Here is a 21,806-nt window from a genome sequence, read left to right as displayed (position 1 = left end):
CGCCGACCAATAAAGGTTAGCGGGGATTTTCTTTTAGACAATAAACTCGGTGAACACCGGACTCCGCAGAAGCCCTGCCTTAGTCCAGTTACGCATCTTTACGCGAGCTCTTATGCGCGGCTCCATGTAAACATACTCTCGGTCTTCGCCGGTTATCAGAGCTTTAGACACACCAGAAAACGCCTTTTTATGAGTTGGGCTGGCGCCAAACTCGATAATACCAGCTGGACGTATCTTATCACCATTTGACGTTGGAACACCTGCGAGCCATCCGAATTCCCCTTTTCGATAACCTGTTATAAATACGTCAACGTAGGACCAGTTAATGACCTTCTGCCATGCGCTATGTCGACGGTTATAGTACTTGCTGTCCTTCTTTTTCCCCACCATACCTTCCAAACTCAAATCCTGCATTTGTTTGAACAAGGCTTCCCCTGCGCCCTCTATAAAAGGGATCAAACCAAAACGATCACTCGGTAAAGTTAAACCAGCCAAAAGTTCTTTACGCTGTATTAACGGTAATTGCTGGAGGTCTTGTCCTTTATAGTGGAGTACGTCGAAAATAACAAAAGTAACGGGGAGTGTGCCAGTTAACTGCTGGATTTTGTCTGGTTTCTTGGCCTTGAAACGTGTCATGATTGATTCGAAATCAACTAACCCTGTGGCCGGATCGTAAAAGGCCACCTCGCCATCCAGGATAATGTCGTCATCAAAGGAAAGTAACAGCTCTGGGTATTGGTGTGTGCAGTCGTTGTTATGGCGTGTGAATAAGCGTACAGTGCCGTTTTGTTGGGAATATATTAAGCGATGGCCGTCTATTTTCGGTTCGAATATATAGCGCGAATCCGAAAAGGGGGCAGCCGCTGTTTCAAGTAACATTGGAGAAATAAACAAATAGACCACCTCAGATTAATTATAACGCTCATTTGCGCAGTAGTGAGGCGGTAAGTATTGGAGAGGAAAAACTCAGCTAACCTTAATTGTTTGGTTGAGCTTTTTTCTTTGATCAGTTTGAATTTAGATTAGATGTAATAGATTATAGTGTTGTGTGAAATCAATCACAGTTGAATCATGAAATGATCTATATTATGGAAATGTATTGAATATAATACCAAAAAAAATGGAGGATCAAAATGCTTAAAAAAATTATGATTCCCGCTTTGCTTGGTTCTGTTGTTGTAGGTTTACTTCCTGAAAACGCTGCCTTTGCTGATCAGGTAACCACTGTTACGGACTCTACTTATTCCACTCAATCTATTACTCCAGATATTACTCCAGATATTACTCAAGTTATTACCCCAAGTATTATTGGAATGAAAAGAATTTCAGACGTGCCCGACTTCGATTGGGGAAGAGGATGTACTATATCATCGGCAGCCATGATTATCAAGTATTGGGAGAGTCATGGATATCCATTATTAATTGACCGGGGGGTATCAGACGATGAGCTACAAGATATTATAGCAGACAAATACCTCCACCCTGATCCTGATGGTAGCGTTTCTACTGGCAGAGCAGCGATTGGGTTTGAAAACTATCTGAAAGACCGAGGATATATTTATAGTTTTAAAGCTGACAGTTTTTATTCGAGCTCTTCATATGAAAGAATATGGAAAATGATAACAGAGGAAATTAATGCGGGTAGACCTCTTTGGCTATTCATGAATAGGTACCAAGATGGTAGAAGATCAGTGGAAGGCGGACATGCTGTAGTTATCGTTGGATATAAGCAAAATGCCTCCGGCCAGGAAAGAAAACTCATACTTCATACAACATGGAAAGATGGAAATGTTGATTATGAATGGAGACCGTCAGATTTTAGCTTAGTTTATAAAATAAAGTTGGGAAGTAAATAGTTCTATAGTAAAGTCTAATAAACAAAGCTCTGCTAACCTTAATTGGTCGGCAGAGCTTTTGTTATTTGAACAATTTTGTAAGCAGCTTGAATATATCAAACGTGCTGCGATTATACACCTTATTGTAAGCCGCTTTACTTGGGTTTCTGAGCCATCCCCAGCCCCGTGGCATCTTCAATCCAGCACAGTGTACAGGTTTATGGCCATTAGACCATGTTTGCGATGTTAATCAAATATGGACTTAAGCAGGTCATCAAATGTATCATTACTCATGCTTTGTCCCTCAACACCTTTACAGTCACGTATACCGATACGAGGACCGCAGCTACACTGACCACCATGCTCAACGTTGCCATACGGTTACCTCCTTTTAGAAAATTGGATTGGAATATATCTCAGACGGATACTAACTACATTGAATTGCAGGAGTCTTACAGTTATTTAGAGCCCATTCAAACCAAAATTCATACCAAGTCAACTTGGCCAAAATATCGTCCTCGTTCTCGCGCCATCCCGCAATACTTTTAGGGTGATCCGTAATCCATTGTTCCTTCGCTCGCCGGATTATCTCCAGGTCATCTTCTTTAATTAAAGTTGTGGCCGTGCTGTCGAAGTTGAAAAGAACATCTTTCAGACCAGTCGCATTCGCGAACCTCGCAAGCCCCGAATTGCTTGGATACGTGAAATTGCCTTTCCCAACTAAGTCGGGAAACGGATCATTTTCTGGAAGTTCCCACACTGGTGCTTCAGCAACCTCCACACGTTCAATTTCGACAGTTATTTGTCCGTCATTCTTATCTACATGTAATATCGCTTCGCCAATCCCAATATTGTATCCCATCTATAGTACTCTCCTTTTAAAGTTATCATCTAATTTTACCACATCTAAAGTATTCAGAAATCAGTCCTCGCACCTTCTTGTATAGAGGGGCCGAAGCCCCTTGATGATTAATTGTGAGCAGCCTCCAGTTCTTGCATTTTTGAATTAACCGTGTTGTGAAACATGATGTGCCAGTTACTATACTTAAATTCCTTGTAATCTTTTGCGGCGCTTATCTTTTCAATGGGATAGCCCAACTCCATCATGGCGCTTTCCAACAAAATTACATTTTCCTTTGTTGCTCTGTACTTTTTGAACATTTTCACTACCTCCAGCGTAAGGCCGTCGCCAATTGTATATGTCAAACCGTTATGTTATGATTGGGTGGAGATAGCGCTATACTAGCCGCCACCTCTAAAGGAATCCTTAACGTCTGCGCCCACCGCGTCGTTTGGTTCCTTTTTTTTGTCTTCTTACGGCTGGCGTTGTGTACATGGAGTACAGCCAATGCTGTAGCTAGTTGGATGATTGCCGTAATAAGGTTTACCCAATCTTTCATATGCTTTGTTCACCTCCTTACACATTCTATTTTACAGCATTTAAAATGCTTTGTAAATAGTTTTATTGAGTGTTGCAAAAATATTTTAAATGCTTTAAAATTCGCATAACAGGAGTGTGATTTTATGGCTGGAAGACCACCGAAAAAAGATAAGAAGATTAGAGAGGCTATCTATTTTGAGCCGGAATTGTTGGAATGGCTCCAAGAGAAGGCAGAGCAAGAGAAATGTACAGTAAGCGTGTTGGTAAATAGGATGACTGCACAAGCAAAAGAGCAGGAGGGATAAGGCCTCACTGCTCTTTTAAATAAAAACAAGCCCTCGACATGAGGACTTGTGGTATAATCTGGATTGTGCGACAAAACGGCTATAAAGGGCGGTCGGCTAGTCTCCTGTAAAGGAGGTGATGCCTGTGGAGGTTAAGGATGCTCTGACATTAATGATGATGTTCGGTACGCTATTAGTAGCGCTGATCGGATTAATCGTTACGATTGTTATTGCGTTGAACCAAAACAAAAAGAAATAGACCGCCCCGTGGAAAGGTAAACGGTCTATTTCGTTGAACCAAAACACTGCCGACCGCTCTTATAGCGGTTAGTCGTGCAGTCGGGATCGGTTGTGGCCGATCCCTTTTTCTATTCTTATGTTAGCATATCCATTTTATTCAGGCAATGGGATTGCCTTTGTTGACTATATGAATTATAGAGCATGAGGGATGACCCTTCGTGCTCTTTTTTTGCCTTGAATTACGAACTTGTGTTTGCATATAATAGTTGCAGAGGTGATCAGCATGTTACAAGACATCGAACGTAAGTTATTAAGGATACTTTATAATTTTTCTGCACAACAGCGGCGTATGCCTAAAATGCAGGAATTGGAGATCAAGACAGGAAGGCGTACAGAGGACATACGTGCCGGACTGCTGGTCCTTGAGAAGGATAATTATATTCTGTGGGATGATAAATCCTCTTTGAGAGATATCGTAATTCTAGAGGGTTGGGAGCGTGGACAGATCAGACCTATGTCGCGGGTGATGCGAATAGATATTTTACGGAATATTAAGTCTCGGATAATCTGAGGCTTATTTTTTATACACTGGAAATGATATCCCTTGTAAGGAACAGGCGTTCGCTATATAATTTTTACATAATACATCAGGAGGCTACATAAATGTCTAAAAAACTCGAAGAGAACGGCTTATGGGAAAGTTCACGCATTATCATACCGGAACACAAGGAAGCATACCTGAAGCTTATGAAGGATCGCCAGCGGCGCGGTAAACCGGAGTTGGACGACCAAGAGGTACAGTTAATTGAGCAGGCTCTAATAGATTCCTACAACTCACGTCAGCCTGTCAGCGTGACGGTATTTAGCCCGTTTGACGATACGGACATGACTGGTGTAGTAACGTCAATTAACACCGCTAGACGCGAAGTAAAACTGTTTCGTGGGGAAGATGACTTTAGTTGGATTAGGCTAGAGGATATTATATCGGCAGGCTGAAAATAATTACCTCACATAATACATAAATACTTCCATTTAACATGGTAATTGGATTGCCTCTAACAAGTAACAAATATAGAATTAAAGCATATTTGTTACCAATTATGAGAAGGGGTTATGTGTTATGTGGGAGCCTGTACGGTTCTTGCTTTTCTCGACTGTAGAAACATTTGCGGCGTTTGTTTTAATGTTAACTATTTTTAGAGTTAGAGCCTTAGACTATATATGGCCTGCATTGTTTATTGGATTGATAATGAATTTGCAGAGCTTTATCTTGAGAGAAGAGACATCTTTATCTTTCTTTGCTCCAACCATAAACATTATATTGTTCACGTTATTAATAACCACTGTTGTTAGGATGCCGATTATTTGGGCAGCCATCATATCCATTACAGGAACATTTTTGTACACATTATTCCAAGCGGCGGTTATATTAATGCTTTTTGGTACCTTGACAACAGAAATGCAGACCTCAGCAGAAGGATCGTTAGCGCAAGCGGTAACTAGTGCATGGGTGTTAGCTATTTCGTGGTTCCTGTATAAATTTAAAATAGGCTTTACGGCAGATTATGAAAATCTACGTTTTAAGTGGGAGTATGTACTCGTTATTATCTTAATAATAGGAGTATTGGCAGCTTGTGCATTTATGTTTTACGTCAATAATTTCTTTTTGAGTATTCTATTTATTGCCTTAGCATCTGCCATGTTTTTATATTATGCATTAAAAACGGAGCGTGATTACTATAAAAAGCCTTGACACCATCGCTCTTAATATTGCGACTCACATCAAAACAGTTGTCCCTGATCATCCTTCATCTATAGATGTTCTAAAACACGGGATATCCGTTGCGATCAATACAGTCTCAATTATTTTACTGACTATAGGTATCTCATTTTTTACGGACAGAATGCAGGAAGCTTTGCTAGCTATGATATCTTTTTCAATGTTGCGCCAAATTGTAGGAGGAATACATTTAAAGAGCAATATAGTGTGTATTGTTGTATCTACAGTTCTACTTACTGCTTTATCTTTCGCAAATTTTAATTACAATTGGATCGTTATTACGTCGATAATAAGTATTGTGCTTATCTTGATTTACGCGCCATCGAGGGTGGAGGGGAAGACGCGTATATCAAAGAAGCACTATCCGTTGCTAAAGTTTATGGGAGTTGCAATTGTTGCTCTAAATCTGTGGTTGGCTTTTCCAGTGGTAGCTGCCAGTTTTTTTGTTCAAAGTTTAACACTAATAGAAGGAGGTGTGAAAAATGAAGAAAACCAAACCGAGTAAGGTGAAGGCTAGTATGTATTACAATATTGCTGCAATGTTGACAACACTTGCAGTTGCATCAGTGAGCACGGCAAGTCTGTCATGGATTCACAGTCCCGAACCACCGAAAGAATTGTTAAAGTAAGCGGGGAATGTTAAATGCTAAGTTTAACCGTATCGGCAGATCCTGGAGGTATAGAAAGAGGAGAAAATGTTTTAGTAGACAAAGTCCTTTTCATCTCTAAGGGGAGAAAGCGAGACCAGATACTGGTTCATACATTTGATAAAACATACTATATGGTAGGAACCTTGAGACATTGGGAGAATTTTTTGAATAGTAACGGATATCGTTTTTTAAATGTGGATAGAAGCAACACTCTTAATGTAGAAAAAGTAAAGATTGTTAATGGTATCTTTAAAGATGCTTACTTTGAAGATGAAGTAACAAAAACATCGAAAAGGTGTCCAATTGCTTACCATCGATTTGATGAGGTTGTTGAAGAAATGGGTTTTATTAATTCGAAAATAATCTTCACTGGAGTTGCTACAAAATAGCGACTCTTTTTTTGTCGAAAATAAGTGTCTTATAATGTCGAATATTAAGAGACATTCAGCGCCCGAATTTTTGTTGCCAAGCCCCTAATTTTGGGATTTAATAGTAGTATAGTTATGTCAAAAATAGATATGTTCGATTATAGACATAATTGACTTGGAAAATAAAAAAGGGAGGGGAGTACAGTTGTCTGTAAAAAGTATGGTTCAACCATACTTTTATCCGAGGGAGAGCCAACAGGCTCACTCAAAGATCAGTTCGTATAAGTCTTCCATTTTACAATCGAGGGCATAAGCTATGTTAATCATAACATCAGCAGACATTTTATCCTGATTGTTGGCCCAATTAGAAATCAAATGTCTGCTGTAGCCGGTGCGTCTAGCAAGGTCGATTTGTTTTATACGACGTTCTTCGAGTAGCTCCTTAAGTCGGCATCTCCCACGGGAGATTTTCAATCAGAGATCCTCCAGTAGACATCTATTCGTTGCAAATTATATCACTGAGAGGCACTCTAGTAAATACGACAAAGGACGTGCATCAATGCAAATACACAGATTAAAGATTAAATGGGACATTAAAAAAGAGAATGCTGAAATTTATACCTTATCTATGCTTCAGGTATTTGGGACTACTCTGCCGGTCGTTGTAATAGTAGAAGCTCCTTCATGGATTCATGAATTCACTTTCGTAAAGTAGTATGTAAAACGGGGTAGAATGGTTCATTCCCTTCTGCCCTACATTGGTCTTAAAATCGTCCCCCTAAGTGTCCCCCAAACGTCCCCCAATTCATGAAAAGTTATGATAGATTGTGAACAACGTTTCTGATGAAATGTTCTATAAATCGCTATCCTAATAAAGGAAAAGATGAAGTGATAAATTCGTACATAAATCGCACCCAAGTACATCAATGGGAACGTGATCAATATCTGACGCTTTACTAAAATGTGGAATCCCTTGGCGCTCTAAGCGTTGAGGGATTTTTTGTTTGAGGATAATGCTTCATTTTCTTGGACTACGCAGTACTCCCCACAATTTCCCCACAAAAAATTATTGAATTAGGTTTTAAATAGTTAGAAGCGGACACGGTGTAAAGATAAATGCCTTGGCATGTTCGATCCATGCCATGAGCAGATACATACAAATCAATGAAGGAACTTCTTCAATTCTTTATAGAGACCTATAGGGATAGCTACGGAAAATACTTTTGGTTTCATGAAGTAGACTGGGAAGAATACAAACGCCAGCAGGGCGCGAAGAAGTGTTTAGAAACAAAAAAAGAAAAGTATGAAATCTATGAAGCTAGTTATGGAACTGCTACTACATTCGCTGGTCGAGCTTTGAAGTTTAAGGAAGTGCGCTTACAGGAAGATAACCAAAAGTCCACATGCTAAGAAGAAGAACCCAAAGAGAATAGATACAGAGCCCCTAAATTTCATGTCATCAATGTAAGCGTCGCTTGGTTCTGAGTCACCTTTGATTTTCCAGGCTTCGTTTGCACGCCATCCCCAAGTGGGTTTCCGTTTACTTAAAATACCAAGCGCGAAAAAAATAATAGCAATAAGAATAAGCATAATTCCCATTTGATCACCCCCTTTAAGTAAATTATACCAAAAAATGAACGACAGATAGAAATTATTGTCTCCAAGAGCAGATGAAACAAAAATAAGAGGGCTTTGTTCTCCATGTTACGGTGAATTTTAATCCGAGTAGGCAACAGCATTAAAACTTTCTATTCCTATTCGGGTAGCATCTGCTGTGCAAAACATATATAAGGTATATACCAATTCATTTGATGGTGGTAGAGGGATATTGTAATCAGAAGCATTGATGGTGACGACTTGTACAGCGTTTGGGTTTGTTTCGGAGACACTCACAGAGTAAAGGGCATTCCGTTACATCTAAACCAAGCTCCGCGATGGCACCAGCAGTATTGGCTGGCAAGGGAATTGAGATCGTATTACCGTAACTTGCGTTTTGAGATGTTCGAGCATCTAACAATCTAGTCATGTTCTCATCTCCTTTTTGATATTTTATGCAGAACATATTCATTGTTGAGGGCAGTAAGGATATATCATATTTTAGCTCATAGGGAATAAAGAAAGAGAAAACAGCCTTATACAATGTCTGTCGAAGCATCGTTGTAATGATGCCAGATGTAGAGGTTTCTTCCTCATTGAAAATGTTGATTTCGATTTTAAAAATACTCCTACGGATGAAAGAAGAGGCGTGTACGCATTCGAACAGTGTACTTACAGTAATGCGGAAAGGGATTTTTAATTGTATATGACTGTAAAATGCCTTTTGATGCTGCAAAGAGTGGATGGAGCCGAGACGGCGGATGAGTGTGGAAAAACATATAAATGAGATGTGGAGCAACAACCATTCTGTAGTGGAAGGATTGATCCAGACCCACCACAGCAGCCAGATATATAAATGGGGTATAGAGATTTCAACAAGTGGCTAAGGGCTAGAACGATGATTTAATCGCCGTTGAAACCCTTATGCAACAAAAGGATAACGAGATAGCCAGGCTCAAGAAGTCTGTTGAATGTCTACGGTTATCACGACAATAAAAGGTCAAAGTGTGTGCAACCTGAACATGAGCTCAGCTATTACAGCCTAAAAGAACAGAAGAGTATAAGCGATTTCGTGGAGCGTGGCCGCTCATGACCATAAGCTGATTGGATGATGGCTCACCCTTGGGTGGCATTCTGGATGTGGATAGCTCTAAAGAGTAACAGGTCATTACAAGTTCTATCTCCTCATTACAAACAATATCCGTTTTGCAATCTCTAACATTAGAGATGCGCATGAAAGGCTTGCTGCAAAGCTTTTGTATCTAAAAGCTCAACAGTATATGAGCAGAGTATAAAAAAGGTATTCATGGTATATCAGCCACAACATTCGCTGACAAAAGACGCAAGGTCATAGAAAATTTAGCAAAAAGTCTGTCAACCGAACATTGGATTTTGTGATGATCGACTATGGTCGGGGGCGAAACCAAGAAGGAGAAATTGGACTTAGAATGCCAGAAGCAAAGGGCTAAGCCTTTGCGGTCTTTATTATAGGTGTCAGAGGAAAATAAAGTTCTAGACTGAAAAATAAAGTAATATTCTGACGATGCTCTATTTAGCTAATGGGCAGGATAGTTAAATAACATATCGAATTTTTTAAGAGTGGAAAGGTATACGAGGTGAGGCGTTGCTTAACTGAAGCGTGAAGTAGAGGTAATCAAAAAGGAGATACCCAGATGCAAACAAATAAAAATATTCGTTTAGCAATCGAAGAATCTATACAGTTCCTTGAATCTACTCAGCATTTGGGGATGACTCACGGCGAGTGCAGCCGTCGAAAATGGGATGGAGCTTGGTGGCATATGGCTGCTCTTTATGAAATGGGAGAGGTGAAACTAATTCCCGAGTCTGCTATTACTGGAGCAAAATATTTACTCGAAACTCAGGTTTGGCCGACCTTCATCATATCCCCCGATGACCATCCAACAAGTGAAAGCGATAAGATGCAGATGGATTGCTGCCATTGTGAACTTGCCGTATACTATATGACTCTAATGGCGTATGGCTGTGATTTGGACAAGGAACTGCCTTGGATTCGTGAATGGCTCTTAAAGCATCAGTTACCTGATGGCGGGCTGAACTGCGACCCTGAAGCTTATATTCATTCAAAAAAGAGCTCTATTGTTTCAACACTTCCTCCGCTTGAAGCTATCTTATGGCATACTGACCGTGAATTTACTGAACAGGAAGCCGTTTTCTTAGATGAAGGCGCACGTTATTTAATTGAGCATCGTCTTGTATGTTCTAAACAAAATAAAAGCGTCATCGATATGGAATGGCTGAAGCCTTGTTTTCCGAGGTTTTTTGAATATGATATATTACGTGGCATGTCCTTCTTGGCAGAATGGTCCCGACGTAGGAACAAAACGCTGCCGGTCGGGCTGCTTATTGAAGGATTGGAACGATTGAACATCTTCAGGGAAACAGAAGGCTTGCGAATCGGTAGACAAGTCTTTGATCCACAAGGCCCGTGGGGTGGGCAATCCTTTCCCTTGTTAGAAGCAGTGTCTGGCATTGGTGACGTTTCGCCTTATCTAACCAGACAGTTAGATCGAGTTATAGAACGATTGGGACCGGAGTATACCTATGCATAAAGACTTCCTTTAGAAGGGAGCTCATGGTGGAAGAGGAAGGGACCAGGATGAGGAAGGTTTAGAGGGGAAAGTTGCAAATTTCAAATATGTAAAATGATTGTCTAAACACTGATTGAAGGCGTAATACGGGAAGGATAGTTATAAATATGTTAAAATAAGGGCGAATAAATTCAGAGGTGATTTAATGTTCAATCCGAAGATTTTCTTCTATTAGTTGTGTCTAAGGTCATGGCTTCAAATGCCAAAATCTAACCCGGCACAACGGGGATGAAGATGTTTACACGGGAAGAGATTCAATCCTGGGAAGATGAGAAACAGCGTAGTCTGGAGATCAATAATAAGCCCAAAGATCCAAGAAAAGAGAAGCTTAAGGATTTCCGTAAAGGAATCAAGAGTGTTCATTACAACAAAGAATGTAAAGTAGCAAGAAAAGATGATTATCGGCTGTATAGAACAAAAATGAAACGACTGATGCGTAGTGAGGAATACGAGATCCTACACAGTTACAAACGAACGAGCGGTTGGATTACTTGGTAAATGGGGGAGCCCTTGAATGAACTCATCCTATTGTTGAAGTGATTAGCAGTAGGGCAGTTCATGAGGGGCTGCTTTTTTTCATTGAAGTAACGGGCAGGTTAGTTTAACTCCGAAAATAAGAATAGGGAACAAGTGTTCTTTACATATATTATATATGCGTATATAATCAAAACGAAACGGAAAGGAGTCTGGTCTGCTTGATAAAACATGTAGATTCTTCTTTAGTGTAAGAATATTATAATAATAACTCAATTTTGGAGGAGTCTGTATGCCATATTGTAAAGTCAAGAATGCCAATATATATTACGAGGAAATTGGTAAAGGCAAACCAATTATAATGATCCATGGTTTTACACCAGACCATCGGTTAATGAGCGGGTGCATGGAACCGATATTTGAAGATAATTCCAATTGGCGTCGTATCTATCTTGACCTGCCTGGAATGGGACAAACAAAGGATTACGATCAAATATGTAATTCAGATGATATGCTAGAAACAGTTATAAATTTTATTGAAACTCTTGTCCCAAACCAAGATTATCTCATAGCAGGCGAATCATACGGTGGATATATTACAAGAGGAATAATTAATAGACATAAAGATCGTATTGGTGGGGCTGCACTGATTTGTCCATTAATTATTCCTGAACACAAAAGAAGAATACTTCCCGAGCATTTTGTTGTTCATTGTGATCGCGAGTTTATGGACACCTTAAGTGAAGAGCAAATAAGCGATTTTAGCGCAAATCAAGTCGTTCTCAATGAATATAATTGGAAAAGGTATTCAGAAGAGATCGTGTCAGGTTGTAAGATCGCTGACTTTGATTTTCTTAACAAGATTCAAAGAAACTATGGATTTTCCACCAATATAGATGAATTAGTTTTCGATAAACCAACAGTATTTACTCTTGGGCGACAAGATGCAGTTGTTGGTTACATAGATGCTTTTAGAATTTTAGACAATTATCCTAGAGCAACCTTTGCCGTTCTAGATCGAGCAGGCCATAATCTTCAGATTGAACAGACTCTATTATTTGAGTCACTTATGCGTGAGTGGCTTGAAAGAGTAACAGAGTTTGGATTTTAGTTGTATATTAATCCATTGAACTAACGGGATACGTTAGTTCAATGAAATAGCGACAGTCAAGGACCCTATTTCCTCGTCTTAGTTGTCGCTGTTTCAATTTCTAAGGTCAGTCTAATACTTTGGCTTCTTCTGACATTAGGAACTATGATTTTTATCCTGAAATTTGTTACTTTATTCATAGTGTTGAGGCATCCTTTTCAATGGGGGTGTCGTTTTCCACACGGTGAGTTACGGAAATTGCCGGGGCTGTTTCGCGACTGGACCTGCATGGCAAGCGCAACGTTTTTGCGGATTATTCTAAAGTAATCATGAATTGTACAGAGGGGAATGTGCTTAATGAAAATAGGATATGAGCGATGGACGGTGATTTAAAGAAAGCTCTGGATGAGCTTGAAGCCTTACGTGGTACAGTTTCAGGGTCTTGTCTCTTTGAGAGTGATCTGATATAGGCTGTATCAAAAAACAAGCGCAATTGCTTGTGTTTTTTTATTGTTTCTTATCTGTTGGGAGGGGGATGAGCAATATCTAGAAAGTGAGCAAAAGCAGCATTAAAGAGAGTTCTGCCCACCTAATACAAATAACGAAATTTTCTTAGCTATTTCTTCCTTGTTTAATTTTACTTTTCCGGAAGCCCATAAATAACCAGCCTCATGGATTACGTTCGCATAAATAGATACGAATAAATCTTTCTCCATATCTGTATATAAGTTTTCTACACTCTTAAGCAGAGATAAATTCAACTCACTCAATATTTTTTCTTTCAATTGGGGGATTACCAAACTTATATTACTTTGGCGACATTGTAATCTCGGTTGCTGGTAAAAATCACAAACAGCTAAAACAAGTTGGCTTATACTTTCTTGATCAAATTTTATTGATCCAGTTGTCCGTTTTGCAATAGCATTTGAAGCGGAATTTCCCATAATGTAATCCAATAAGTCGTACTTATCGTTAAAATGTGCGTAAAAAGTAGCTCGATTTACTTGCGCTTTCTCTGTTAAATCTGCAACTGTTATTTTTTCGAAATCCTTCTTATTTGCTAAACTAAAAAAAGCGTTAACTAAAGATTCTTTAGTATAAGTTGTTCGTAAATTCCTTACTTTTGTTCCCAATTGCTTCACTCCTAACCCAATAATTCTTTAATGTTGTTGCTATAGCAACATTGGTAACTATATTGTTGGTTGTTCGTTTCGTGGATTGAATTTAAGATGTTAAAACAACACGTGTTGATATATGTATACCACAAAAAAAGGAGTTTGTATAAAATGAAGACTATTGCAATTATTGGTGCAGGACCTGGATTAGGATTGTCCCTTGCAAAAAAGTTTGGGGAGAAGGGATTTAGGGTTGCTGTCATTTCGCGTAATCCTAAGAAATTGGCCATTATCGTGAGTGAATTAAACAATTTAAACATTGAAGCGAAATCTTATGTAGCGGATGTCAGGGATTTGACTGCACTAAAACAAGCATTAGATGCTATCAAACAAGACTTTGGTCATATTGATGTTTTGGAATTCAGCCCCTATGCAGGACCAACGCATTTCAAGCATGTGTTAAAAACAACACCAGAAGATGTGTTAGAACAGGTAAAAGGTTACTTACTCCCTGTCGTTTTTTCTGTGAATGAAGTAATACCAGATATGATAAATAATGCTTCGGGTGCAATTCTATTGACCACAGGAATATCTGCCATGGTTTCCTACCCTTCTGTTGGAAATGTGGGTATGGTAATGAGTGGTGTTCGTAATTATGCTACAAATTTGCATTCTGAGTTGAAAGAAAAAGGCATATATGTAGGTCATCTTTCAATTGGCACTGTCATACAAGCAGGTACGGCTGGAGATCCAGACCTTATTGCTGAGGCTTGGTACAATTTATATGAGAAAAAGGATTGCTTTGAAGATACTTTCCCACAAGAGATTAACCCAACCAAACTGTCAAACTAATATAATAAAAGCGAAAAGTGGACGTTTTAACGATCTTATAGAATTGGCAGTGAGAGTAGAGTAGAAGAAGCAAAACCCACTGTAAAATAATATAAGCTTCTTAGTCTTAGTGAGATAACTATTAAACTGTCTTCAATAAAAACATCGGCAGCCATGGACGAAAAAATAAAATCCTAGACTGCCGATGTTCGATTGAACTATCGTGTGCCTTTAGTTCAATCTTTTTCCTTTTCATAAAAGTTGTTGAACAAAGCATTCTATCGTTGAAATCATGTCTTAACCCAATTCAATTTGTAAAATTCTAATCCCCACCGAGTTCAATCGTTTTCGTGGCGACCCGGTCATGAAATTCCCGATCATGCTCTACGAATACAATGGTGGGCGTGTATTCAAGCAGCAGATCCTCAATTTGCATCCGGGAAATCACGTCGACAAAGTTGAGCGGTTCGTCCCAAATATGCAGATGAGCCTCCTCACATAGGCTTCTCGCGATCAGAACTTTCTTCTTCTGCCCGCCGCTAAACGCCGATATATCCTTCTCAAACTGGATGCGGGCGAAATCTAGCTTACGCAACACGGCTTTAAATAAGCTTTCGTCAATTTTGTGCTCTGCTGCATAATCGGAAAGCGTACCTCGCAAATGAGAAGTATTCTGGGATACATAGGAAACGCGAAGCTGCGGATCCCGTTGAAACGTACCTGTATAGTATAGCTCCTCAGCGTTGAGCAGGTGAAGCAAGCTAGACTTACCTGAACCATTTGGACCTGAGATTGCAATCCGATCCCCTGGTTCAATCGTCAGACTAACGTTCTTGCATACTGCTCTTTCCCCGTAGTAAATCGTAACATGATCCAGTATCGCCAATTCCGATTTGGGATACACGAGCTGAGAGATCGCAAGGCTTTCTGACTGTTCGATATTTCGGAGCAGTTTCGATTTTTCCTCTAAAGCAGTGTGTTGCCGCTGTTCGATGGATTTTGAGCGTTTCATCATTTTGGCTGCCTTATGTCCGACGTACCCCTTGTCAAGTTTGGAACCGGAATTTCGTGTGCCGTTTTTCGATTTTTCGGTCTCGAAAGACCAGCTACTAGTACGTTTAGCGGAAGCTGATAAACGCTGTATGTCTTTGTACAGCTTTTCGTTTTGTGCTATTTCGAATGTATCCTGGCGAGTTTTGTTCGTCCACCAGCTGGAGAAGTTGCCTTTTTGGATTTCAATATTCGTTTTGTTGATCGACAGAATATGATCCACGCAGCGGTCGAGAAAAGCACGGTCGTGTGAAACAAGAATAAAACCACGCTTCGTATTCAGATAATCGGCGACAAGCTTGCGTGCGTGCAAATCGAGATGATTGGTCGGCTCGTCAATGAGCAGAAATCGATTGTCTTGGATGAATAGCACAGCCAGCAATACCTTCGTCTGTTCTCCTTGGGACAGCGATTCGAATGGTCGGTACAACACGTCTTCTGAAACCTTAAGCAGGTTCAGTTCACGCATCAGCTTCCAGTTCTCATAGCTTGGCACGATCTCTTCGACGACATCTAAAGTCAAATACTCCGGATGTTCGACGGGAAACGGAAAATAATCAAAGGCGACTGGTGTGGAGATCGTACCGCTGTATTCGTACTTCCCCTGCAGCAGGTTTAAGAACGTCGTTTTACCCCGACCGTTTCGTCCTGTAAAGCCCAACTTCCAGTCTGTATCAATTTGAAAATGAACATTTTCGAATATAGGGTCATAGCTGCCTGGATAGGCAAAAGTAAGATTGGTTACCTGAATGGCGGGCATGGCAATCATCCTTTCGTTTGGAAATAAAAAAGAGCCGCAAGAAAGGTGCTTTCTTGCGGCTCTAATCCATACGAGAAAATAAGACCCCATTACAAGGGGGCCATATGACTGTCCGGAGAGGGAGCGCAAACGAAACGCAGACCTTTCTTGCAGAGACGAAATAAAACGACCCTAGCCAATCGCTGAGTCTGTTCTTTTCATGATCTCGAAGCAAGAAAGTTCTACATGTATCCGTTCAACTCCCATCATCAAATTACATCCAGTTTATCACAATAGTAATTTAACTACAACCTGCGTTAGTTTCATTTAGGATGAAGCCTTGCGCAGGTCGACATGCTCCTTAGATTGATTACTGTTATTCAACTATCTTCTGCTATCATTGCTTCGCAACCAGCACGCCGGAAAGAAATACTTAAAGGTTTGGATATAGGATAGGAAATGCATTAGCAGCGATACGGGCCCAAGATGATTATTAGAGCCAGTAAGTTAATTGGTAATGAGATAGAGGGCGGTATTATTACAGGTGCCTTATTCTGTACAGCAAAAGAGGACAGGCGTATTTTTGGGGACTTGAATTCATTTCATGTAGATAATATGGGTGGGGGATATATTAAATCTACGGATGATATGGTTTATTTTCAAAATGAGGTTAATTTTACTGAAGCTACTGTAAGTGGGCTTAAGCTGGGAGTTGAAGATTTTATTGAAAATCTCGGGGAAACAATCAGAGAGTTGAGAAACGATGTTGCTTCACTAAGAGGTGATATGTACGATGATGTAATTGTGAACGCTACATTTGATCTATTATCAAAAAATTTTCACTAGTTGGAAAGAGGGTTTTAGGGGAATACAATGTGAGCGTAAATGGAACAACAATGTTTGAAAACGCTATTGCCGTCGATGGTACAGCGTATGTACCTTTGCGCCCGATTTCAGAATCTTTGGGGGCGAACCTAGCGATGAAGGGGAAAACCATTGAAATTGCAACAAGAACCCCTTCTTCAAATGTGGTTTTTGAAGAGCAGCTACAAGCAATGGCTTTGAAGGATAACCCATATGCCAATTGGTCCAAGGAACTAATTGTAAAGCACATTGGGACTGTGGAGGAATTGATCGAAATACTTAATAATAATATTAAAAAATATGAAAAGTCATTGACTGACATCGATAGAAGAATAGGTGCGGCAGGCGACGATCAAAAACTTATTGAGCGCATTGAAAAAAGCGTCACCGTGACAAAAAGCCCTCTTAAACAGAGGGCTTTTACTTTTATGAGAGGGATTAGTATTAGACTACCTTTAATAATAGGTATCTTAACACGTTTATTGAATCGGAACGCAAATTTCGCAACGATGATTATTAATAAGTTCAATTGTATAGCGCTCCAAGATAGGTTTGGTTTCATCTAATCTGAACTTTTGGTTTTCCAACTCTAGAAATATTTCACCCCAAGCCTTTTGAATAGCTTCTGCTGTATGATTTATCTTAAAAACAGCATATCTTCCTCCGCTAATGTTGCTTAGACTTACTTCATCAGTATTAACACAGTAACCATCAGGAATAACCAAACATGCATCGTAGCGACAATTTTCCGGCTTCACAAATGCAGGATTATCTTGGGCAATGCCGAGGATAATAGACTTATTATTAAATAATTTATTCGATTCAACCCAGTATTTAAATTTCTCCATTAGTTGTGAATTTGCAATTCCATACGGACCAATCTGTCTCATGTATGCAATTCTACAAGACGGTATTTTTTCAATTTCAGCCTTCATATTTTCTTCTCTTTCTTTTTAAAGTACATCGATGTCTGAAACCATCTTATAATGCTTTAAAATGATAAACAACTCCATTTTAAAAATAATCAAATTAGTGTCTAATACCCAAAGAGCAGACTTATGTGCCTGCTCAACGATGTGTGATATTAAACTGCTGTGTCCCGATAGCTTAAACAAGTCTTACTTATAGAGACTCGATTCCCCATTCTTCTCTTTTGATTAAATTAAATTCTACTTGGTTTGCTTCCATATTATAGATTTTTCTTATTTCATCTTTTTCTCCTTGATACTCACGTTCAAAATTCGAATAGACTGTTTCCGTCCATCTTATGTCCGCATAGATATGGGCAAAATACCCTAGTATGTAATCTGTCCAGTTAGTCTCAACATTAAGGTTTAAATAATACTGGCATCTTTCCTTAAGTACCTCACTACTAGGGAATCTATCTTCACAAACAAAATGTGTAATACCCTTTTCGCTTCTTGTCACATCTCCCCTTACATGGACAGCATCTGGAGCAATACTCCCAATTAAGAAACTAGAAGATGGAGTACGCGAGCAAAGTTCTAAAGCTATGGCAAAATGGACCATTGGATAAGGCATTCTTTAGAACCTCCTAAGTTAAGACAGTCGAATAGTTATAATGTAGCTATAAGCCAATATATTACAAAATATTGAAACTGGGCATATTTGAAAATAGCTAGTCATTTTCTTTACCTTTATATTCTATAATTCGTTGAAGAGAAATATGAATTGCCCTGAGATAACTTACTATGGTTATAAAACCGATCACTAAAATAATTATGAGTAGATCCATAGGTAACTCGCTCCTAACTCAAACAGAAGATTTGGTCATCCTCCATATTACCATAATTGGAACTTTACTTCCTGTTAGCTTAAAGATGTATAGTCACTCTACAACCTTATTTTTGCTGAGCAATATTTCTGTTTAAAATCCGCACCGTTATAGTAATAAAACCAATTTAAGATATAAGTATGATAGCCTCTGATAAATCAGGGGCTTATTTTGCGTCTTGTGGGGGTGACGAAACCCATGGCAAAGATAAAATTCACATTGGACATACAACTGGATCTAACCAGACCTGTTGAGGATTTAACTGAGATCATTTCTGCTGTAATTGCTTCACAGCCACATAAACGTAAAGAAATACTTGAGGGGTTGGATATAGCAGTAGGAAATGCATTAGCAGAGATACAGGCCCAGGAAGAAAAGGAACACAAAGTAGACGATGATAGTTCAGGAAAAGTTTCCTGAACGGAGAGACGGGGGAAGCAAGGTGGATAAGTGGGAGGTTTTTAAGTTCAGTACTGCTTTAGGAAGCAGCGCTATAACGTATTTTTACGGTGGGTGGTCGGGAGTATTGGGGGTGTTACTTGCTCTGGTCATTATTGATTATGTGACCGGATTATTTGCCGCTGGCGCAGAAGGAAAGAAGGGTACTGGGCCAGGGTTAAAAAGCAAGATTGGTCTTATTGGTATCGCTCGAAAGGTATTTATTTTTGCAATGGTAGCAGTATCCCATCTAATAGATGGAGTATTAGGCGATTCGCACCTATTCAGGGATGCGGTCGCCTATTTTTATATGGCAAATGAACTGCTGTCAATTTTGGAGAATAGCGGTAGGCTCGGCGCACCTATCCCACCAGTGATCCGACAGGCGGTAGAAGTTTTGAAAAGTAAAAGTGGTAATCAGGAAGGAGAGAAAGAGGATGCAACAACGAAACAGCCGTAATGCTCAAGGAATTGACGTATCCCGTTATCAAGGAAAGATTAATTGGAAGGCAGTCAAGGCAGATGGTATTTCATTAGCCTTCGTTAAAGCAAGTCAGGGACAACGTTATGTTGATCGGACATTCATTGCAAATGTAAAAAGGGCCAGGGCAGCAGGCTTGTTGTTGGGCGCCTATCATTTTTTAGATGCCACCAGTGTTGACGCAGCGAAAGCGGAAGCGCGGCATTTTGCTGATGTGTTGGATCAGGTTGGAGGTGCCAAAGTGCTGGAGCTTCCTGCGGTAATGGATTATGAAAACAATCCCGGCAAGCTCTCTAAGACACTTATCAGTGCAGTAGCATTAGCCTTTCTTTTGGAGTTGGAGCGCCTGACTGGACGAAAGCCGATCATTTACACGGGTAATGCTTTTGCCACCAATTTTAACGCCTCATTGGGTGGTTACCCACTATGGATAGCCCGGTACAGTGATACTCGCGTCCCAAGTGACACAGTGACGTGGAAACGTTGGGATATTTGGCAATACAGCGACAGCGGCAAGGTAGCTGGGATAAAAGGGAACGTGGATATGAATGAGTATGATGGTATGGCGAACGAGCTGCGTAAGCGATTCGGGGCTGTCGTCCCTGCACAAGAGACAGAATCCGTTACACCTTGCATATTCGGCGTCAATGGCAAAGAATCAGGAAAAGCGCTTCTGTATGGCTCCAGAACCTATGTACCGCTGCGGTCTTTGGCAAATGCCTTGGGCTTATCCTATCACTGGGATAACGCCCGTAAGGAAGCGCATTTAAACGGAGCCAAGCTGCAAACTGTCCAACTTGTTGAGGGTACAGCGTATGTGCAGCTTAGACCAATTGCTGATGCTTATGGGGCGGTAGTGTCTTGGGATTCAAAGAATAAAATCGCATCGTTGAAAACGAAAGGGGAAAAGTAATCATGCAAACAATTATCGAAACTGTACAGCCTTATGTTAATACCATTGTCACAGCCGCTGCGGGTGTGCTTACAGCGTTTGTTTTAGGAGGTCTGAATTAAACTCAAAACTAAGGTTAACGTGTGGCTAGAAGCGCGTACCACGGCGGCACAGAGGGAAGTAATCCATAAAATTGCTGGGGAGGGCTTTGCTTTTGCTCAAACAGCATTTAAAGAAGCTGGAGGAGAACGTAAGCTTCAGGAGGCTTTGCAGTATGCTTCACTTACTCTTTCCAGCCAAGGTATCGTAGTATCCAAAGTAGAGCTAAAATCCGCGATTGAGAAGGCATATCTGGAGTATAAGGCCAAAACAAAAGCGGTACTGGCTACTGAAGCGCAGCCAAACGAGCATGCGGCACAGGCCGCAGCTAAGGAAGCTGTATCGGGGCTTGCTGCAAAGCTTAATGATTTCTTGGCACAGGCTACGGCAGAGGTAACGTCTGTTGCTCCAGTTCAACCTGAACCAGCCCCTACTCCTGCACCAGTAGATTCCGCACAAATTCCAGTTACTACGGTGTAAACCTAAAAAGTTAATGCCCTGCTGGCTTCGGCTGGTGGGGCTTTTTTTATTGCTCATATGGGATTTACACCAAAAGATTTAGTGTTGAAATATAAAAGCCCTCCATTTAAGGAAGGCCCTTGTTAGACGCTGAGCATGGAAATCATAAATCAATGTGATTTTCTACGTCTTTTTAAAAAATTTACAAAAAGCATAACAAGCAGTATACAGAAAAATACTGCAAAAGCAATCACGATCCACCACTGAGGGTCAATTATATACAACACGACTCCGATAAGCAGGACTGTTGTTATTATTGCAATTCTCACTTTCAACATTGTGCTTTTACTTATCCGAGGCTCCAATTTTCGTATTATAATTTGAATTATTATAGCAAGTACAACGAAAAATATTGAAGTGAATGAATTATAGATAATATCAGCTCCCTTTACTCATTATGCCTATCTTATGCTCCGATGGGGGCTGTTAAAGATGGGAATTAAGAGTTGTTTGTGATGGAATATCCTGTCCACATTAAGTTAATAGTAATTCCTTTGCCCTTATCTTGGATTTTAAGAATTTGTGCAAGAAGTTGCTCCTGCCCCTATTACTGCGCTAACAACACCCGATCAAACGACTGTTACTACAGAATAGACTAATACGGATACAGTTTCAGATTAAACACTAAATGCTCTACTGGCTAAGCTAGTAAGAG

30 protein-coding genes are annotated in these 21,806 nt (G+C 40.0%); 19 read left to right on the top strand and 11 right to left on the bottom strand.

Going from position 1 to position 21,806, the window contains the following annotated elements; all coding sequences use genetic code 11:
• Window positions 1-33 precede the first annotated feature (33 nt).
• Window positions 34-894, bottom strand: coding sequence for an ATP-dependent DNA ligase (locus tag OIU26_RS00545; RefSeq protein WP_264215654.1), 861 nt, complete (start codon window positions 892-894; stop codon window positions 34-36).
• Window positions 895-1,133: 239 nt separating this feature from the next.
• On the opposite strand from OIU26_RS00545, the gene OIU26_RS00540 reads away from it, so the two are divergent.
• On the top strand, window positions 1,134-1,856 hold the full coding sequence (locus tag OIU26_RS00540) for a C39 family peptidase (protein WP_264215653.1): 723 nt from the start codon (window positions 1,134-1,136) through the stop codon (window positions 1,854-1,856).
• Window positions 1,857-2,262: 406 nt separating this feature from the next.
• Here OIU26_RS00540 and OIU26_RS00535 read toward each other — a convergent pair whose 3' ends face one another.
• From OIU26_RS00535 to OIU26_RS00525, 3 genes are all read right to left on the bottom strand, one after another.
• Entirely contained in the window at window positions 2,263-2,697 is a 435-nt protein-coding gene (locus OIU26_RS00535; RefSeq protein ID WP_264215652.1) for a hypothetical protein, read from the bottom strand.
• Between the two features lie 107 nt (window positions 2,698-2,804).
• Window positions 2,805-2,996, bottom strand: a complete 192-nt coding sequence (locus tag OIU26_RS00530; RefSeq protein WP_264215651.1) for a hypothetical protein — start codon at window positions 2,994-2,996, stop codon at window positions 2,805-2,807.
• A 41-nt stretch (window positions 2,997-3,037) separates the two neighbouring features.
• Window positions 3,038-3,235 carry a hypothetical protein gene (locus OIU26_RS00525; protein ID WP_264215650.1) on the bottom strand — a complete coding sequence of 66 codons (198 nt, stop codon included), beginning with the start codon at window positions 3,233-3,235 and terminating at the stop codon, window positions 3,038-3,040.
• A 124-nt stretch (window positions 3,236-3,359) separates the two neighbouring features.
• Between OIU26_RS00525 and OIU26_RS00520 the strand changes: the two genes are divergently transcribed.
• The 8 genes from OIU26_RS00520 (at window position 3,360) to OIU26_RS00485 (ending at window position 6,559) form a co-directional block, all read left to right on the top strand.
• A complete protein-coding gene (locus OIU26_RS00520) occupies window positions 3,360-3,521 on the top strand; it encodes a hypothetical protein (RefSeq protein WP_167438774.1) in 162 nt (53 codons plus the stop codon).
• A 124-nt stretch (window positions 3,522-3,645) separates the two neighbouring features.
• Entirely contained in the window at window positions 3,646-3,759 is a 114-nt protein-coding gene (locus OIU26_RS00515) for a putative holin-like toxin (protein WP_010347020.1), read from the top strand.
• 264 nt (window positions 3,760-4,023) lie between these two features.
• Window positions 4,024-4,311, top strand: a complete 288-nt coding sequence (locus OIU26_RS00510; protein WP_264215649.1) for a hypothetical protein — start codon at window positions 4,024-4,026, stop codon at window positions 4,309-4,311.
• A 92-nt stretch (window positions 4,312-4,403) separates the two neighbouring features.
• Window positions 4,404-4,736, top strand: a complete 333-nt coding sequence (locus OIU26_RS00505; protein WP_264215648.1) for a YolD-like family protein — start codon at window positions 4,404-4,406, stop codon at window positions 4,734-4,736.
• 124 nt (window positions 4,737-4,860) lie between these two features.
• A complete protein-coding gene (locus tag OIU26_RS00500) occupies window positions 4,861-5,493 on the top strand; it encodes a hypothetical protein (RefSeq protein ID WP_014599897.1) in 633 nt (210 codons plus the stop codon).
• Entirely contained in the window at window positions 5,471-6,025 is a 555-nt protein-coding gene (locus OIU26_RS00495) for an accessory gene regulator B family protein (protein WP_264215647.1), read from the top strand. Before OIU26_RS00500 ends, OIU26_RS00495 begins: the two co-directional genes overlap by 23 nt.
• Window positions 6,003-6,149, top strand: coding sequence for a cyclic lactone autoinducer peptide (locus OIU26_RS00490; RefSeq protein ID WP_016821994.1), 147 nt, complete (start codon window positions 6,003-6,005; stop codon window positions 6,147-6,149). Before OIU26_RS00495 ends, OIU26_RS00490 begins: the two co-directional genes overlap by 23 nt.
• A gap of 14 nt (window positions 6,150-6,163) precedes the next feature.
• Window positions 6,164-6,559 carry a LytTR family transcriptional regulator DNA-binding domain-containing protein gene (locus OIU26_RS00485; RefSeq protein WP_014599896.1) on the top strand — a complete coding sequence of 132 codons (396 nt, stop codon included), beginning with the start codon at window positions 6,164-6,166 and terminating at the stop codon, window positions 6,557-6,559.
• Between the two features lie 240 nt (window positions 6,560-6,799).
• Here the strand turns inward: OIU26_RS00485 and OIU26_RS00480 are convergent, their stop codons facing one another.
• The 3 genes from OIU26_RS00480 to OIU26_RS00470 all read right to left on the bottom strand — a co-directional run bounded on the left by OIU26_RS00480 (window position 6,800) and on the right by OIU26_RS00470 (window position 8,564).
• Window positions 6,800-7,012: a helix-turn-helix domain-containing protein gene (locus OIU26_RS00480; protein ID WP_043921417.1), complete on the bottom strand. Its 213-nt coding sequence runs from the start codon at window positions 7,010-7,012 to the stop codon at window positions 6,800-6,802.
• 903 nt (window positions 7,013-7,915) lie between these two features.
• Complete coding sequence (locus tag OIU26_RS00475) at window positions 7,916-8,137, bottom strand: DUF6199 family natural product biosynthesis protein (RefSeq protein ID WP_064964227.1); 222 nt, start codon at window positions 8,135-8,137, stop codon at window positions 7,916-7,918.
• Window positions 8,138-8,372: 235 nt separating this feature from the next.
• The gene (locus OIU26_RS00470) at window positions 8,373-8,564 is read right to left on the bottom strand and encodes a hypothetical protein (RefSeq protein WP_228392861.1); all 192 of its coding nucleotides are present in this window, start codon (window positions 8,562-8,564) and stop codon (window positions 8,373-8,375) included.
• Window positions 8,565-9,807: 1,243 nt separating this feature from the next.
• Between OIU26_RS00470 and OIU26_RS00465 the strand changes: the two genes are divergently transcribed.
• From OIU26_RS00465 to OIU26_RS00455, 3 genes are all read left to right on the top strand, one after another.
• Window positions 9,808-10,725 carry a hypothetical protein gene (locus tag OIU26_RS00465; protein WP_264215646.1) on the top strand — a complete coding sequence of 306 codons (918 nt, stop codon included), beginning with the start codon at window positions 9,808-9,810 and terminating at the stop codon, window positions 10,723-10,725.
• A gap of 273 nt (window positions 10,726-10,998) precedes the next feature.
• Window positions 10,999-11,262, top strand: a complete 264-nt coding sequence (locus OIU26_RS00460) for a hypothetical protein (protein ID WP_013371533.1) — start codon at window positions 10,999-11,001, stop codon at window positions 11,260-11,262.
• A gap of 268 nt (window positions 11,263-11,530) precedes the next feature.
• A complete protein-coding gene (locus OIU26_RS00455; RefSeq protein WP_058829666.1) occupies window positions 11,531-12,349 on the top strand; it encodes an alpha/beta fold hydrolase in 819 nt (272 codons plus the stop codon).
• 548 nt (window positions 12,350-12,897) lie between these two features.
• Here OIU26_RS00455 and OIU26_RS00450 read toward each other — a convergent pair.
• Entirely contained in the window at window positions 12,898-13,470 is a 573-nt protein-coding gene (locus OIU26_RS00450; RefSeq protein WP_264215645.1) for a TetR/AcrR family transcriptional regulator, read from the bottom strand.
• Window positions 13,471-13,614: 144 nt separating this feature from the next.
• Between OIU26_RS00450 and OIU26_RS00445 the strand changes: the two genes are divergently transcribed.
• Window positions 13,615-14,295 carry an SDR family NAD(P)-dependent oxidoreductase gene (locus tag OIU26_RS00445; RefSeq protein WP_264215644.1) on the top strand — a complete coding sequence of 227 codons (681 nt, stop codon included), beginning with the start codon at window positions 13,615-13,617 and terminating at the stop codon, window positions 14,293-14,295.
• Between the two features lie 301 nt (window positions 14,296-14,596).
• Here the strand turns inward: OIU26_RS00445 and abc-f are convergent, their stop codons facing one another.
• Window positions 14,597-16,084 carry a ribosomal protection-like ABC-F family protein gene (abc-f, locus tag OIU26_RS00440; protein WP_264215643.1) on the bottom strand — a complete coding sequence of 496 codons (1,488 nt, stop codon included), beginning with the start codon at window positions 16,082-16,084 and terminating at the stop codon, window positions 14,597-14,599.
• 465 nt (window positions 16,085-16,549) lie between these two features.
• Between abc-f and OIU26_RS00435 the strand changes: the two genes are divergently transcribed.
• Both OIU26_RS00435 and OIU26_RS00430 read left to right on the top strand, forming a co-directional pair.
• Complete coding sequence (locus tag OIU26_RS00435) at window positions 16,550-16,909, top strand: hypothetical protein (protein ID WP_264215642.1); 360 nt, start codon at window positions 16,550-16,552, stop codon at window positions 16,907-16,909.
• A gap of 29 nt (window positions 16,910-16,938) precedes the next feature.
• Window positions 16,939-17,493: a hypothetical protein gene (locus tag OIU26_RS00430; RefSeq protein ID WP_264215641.1), complete on the top strand. Its 555-nt coding sequence runs from the start codon at window positions 16,939-16,941 to the stop codon at window positions 17,491-17,493.
• On the opposite strand, the gene OIU26_RS00425 is transcribed toward OIU26_RS00430, so the two are convergent.
• Window positions 17,407-17,862, bottom strand: a complete 456-nt coding sequence (locus tag OIU26_RS00425; RefSeq protein WP_264215640.1) for an AraC family transcriptional regulator — start codon at window positions 17,860-17,862, stop codon at window positions 17,407-17,409. The two genes, OIU26_RS00430 and OIU26_RS00425, sit on opposite strands and share 87 nt — an antisense overlap.
• A gap of 187 nt (window positions 17,863-18,049) precedes the next feature.
• Window positions 18,050-18,469 carry a zinc dependent phospholipase C family protein gene (locus tag OIU26_RS00420; protein ID WP_264215639.1) on the bottom strand — a complete coding sequence of 140 codons (420 nt, stop codon included), beginning with the start codon at window positions 18,467-18,469 and terminating at the stop codon, window positions 18,050-18,052.
• 451 nt (window positions 18,470-18,920) lie between these two features.
• Here OIU26_RS00420 and OIU26_RS00415 point away from each other — a divergent pair, with 451 nt between their 5' ends.
• The 4 genes from OIU26_RS00415 (at window position 18,921) to OIU26_RS00400 (ending at window position 21,112) form a co-directional block, all read left to right on the top strand.
• The gene (locus OIU26_RS00415; protein ID WP_264215638.1) at window positions 18,921-19,142 is read left to right on the top strand and encodes a hypothetical protein; all 222 of its coding nucleotides are present in this window, start codon (window positions 18,921-18,923) and stop codon (window positions 19,140-19,142) included.
• Window positions 19,117-19,620 carry a phage holin family protein gene (locus OIU26_RS00410; protein WP_264215637.1) on the top strand — a complete coding sequence of 168 codons (504 nt, stop codon included), beginning with the start codon at window positions 19,117-19,119 and terminating at the stop codon, window positions 19,618-19,620. The genes OIU26_RS00415 and OIU26_RS00410 overlap by 26 nt, the downstream gene beginning before the upstream one ends.
• On the top strand, window positions 19,598-20,554 hold the full coding sequence (locus OIU26_RS00405; protein ID WP_264215636.1) for a GH25 family lysozyme: 957 nt from the start codon (window positions 19,598-19,600) through the stop codon (window positions 20,552-20,554). The genes OIU26_RS00410 and OIU26_RS00405 overlap by 23 nt, the downstream gene beginning before the upstream one ends.
• 120 nt (window positions 20,555-20,674) lie before the next feature.
• Window positions 20,675-21,112, top strand: a complete 438-nt coding sequence (locus tag OIU26_RS00400) for a phage holin family protein (protein ID WP_264215635.1) — start codon at window positions 20,675-20,677, stop codon at window positions 21,110-21,112.
• The last annotated feature ends 694 nt before the right edge of the window (window positions 21,113-21,806 follow it).

Source organism: Paenibacillus sp. BT-177 (assembly GCF_025846815.2).
Taxonomy (GTDB): Bacteria; Bacillota; Bacilli; order Paenibacillales; family Paenibacillaceae; genus Paenibacillus; species Paenibacillus polymyxa_C.
Note: the sequence above shows the minus strand (reverse complement) of the source record. Positions and strands in the feature narration are given on the sequence as shown.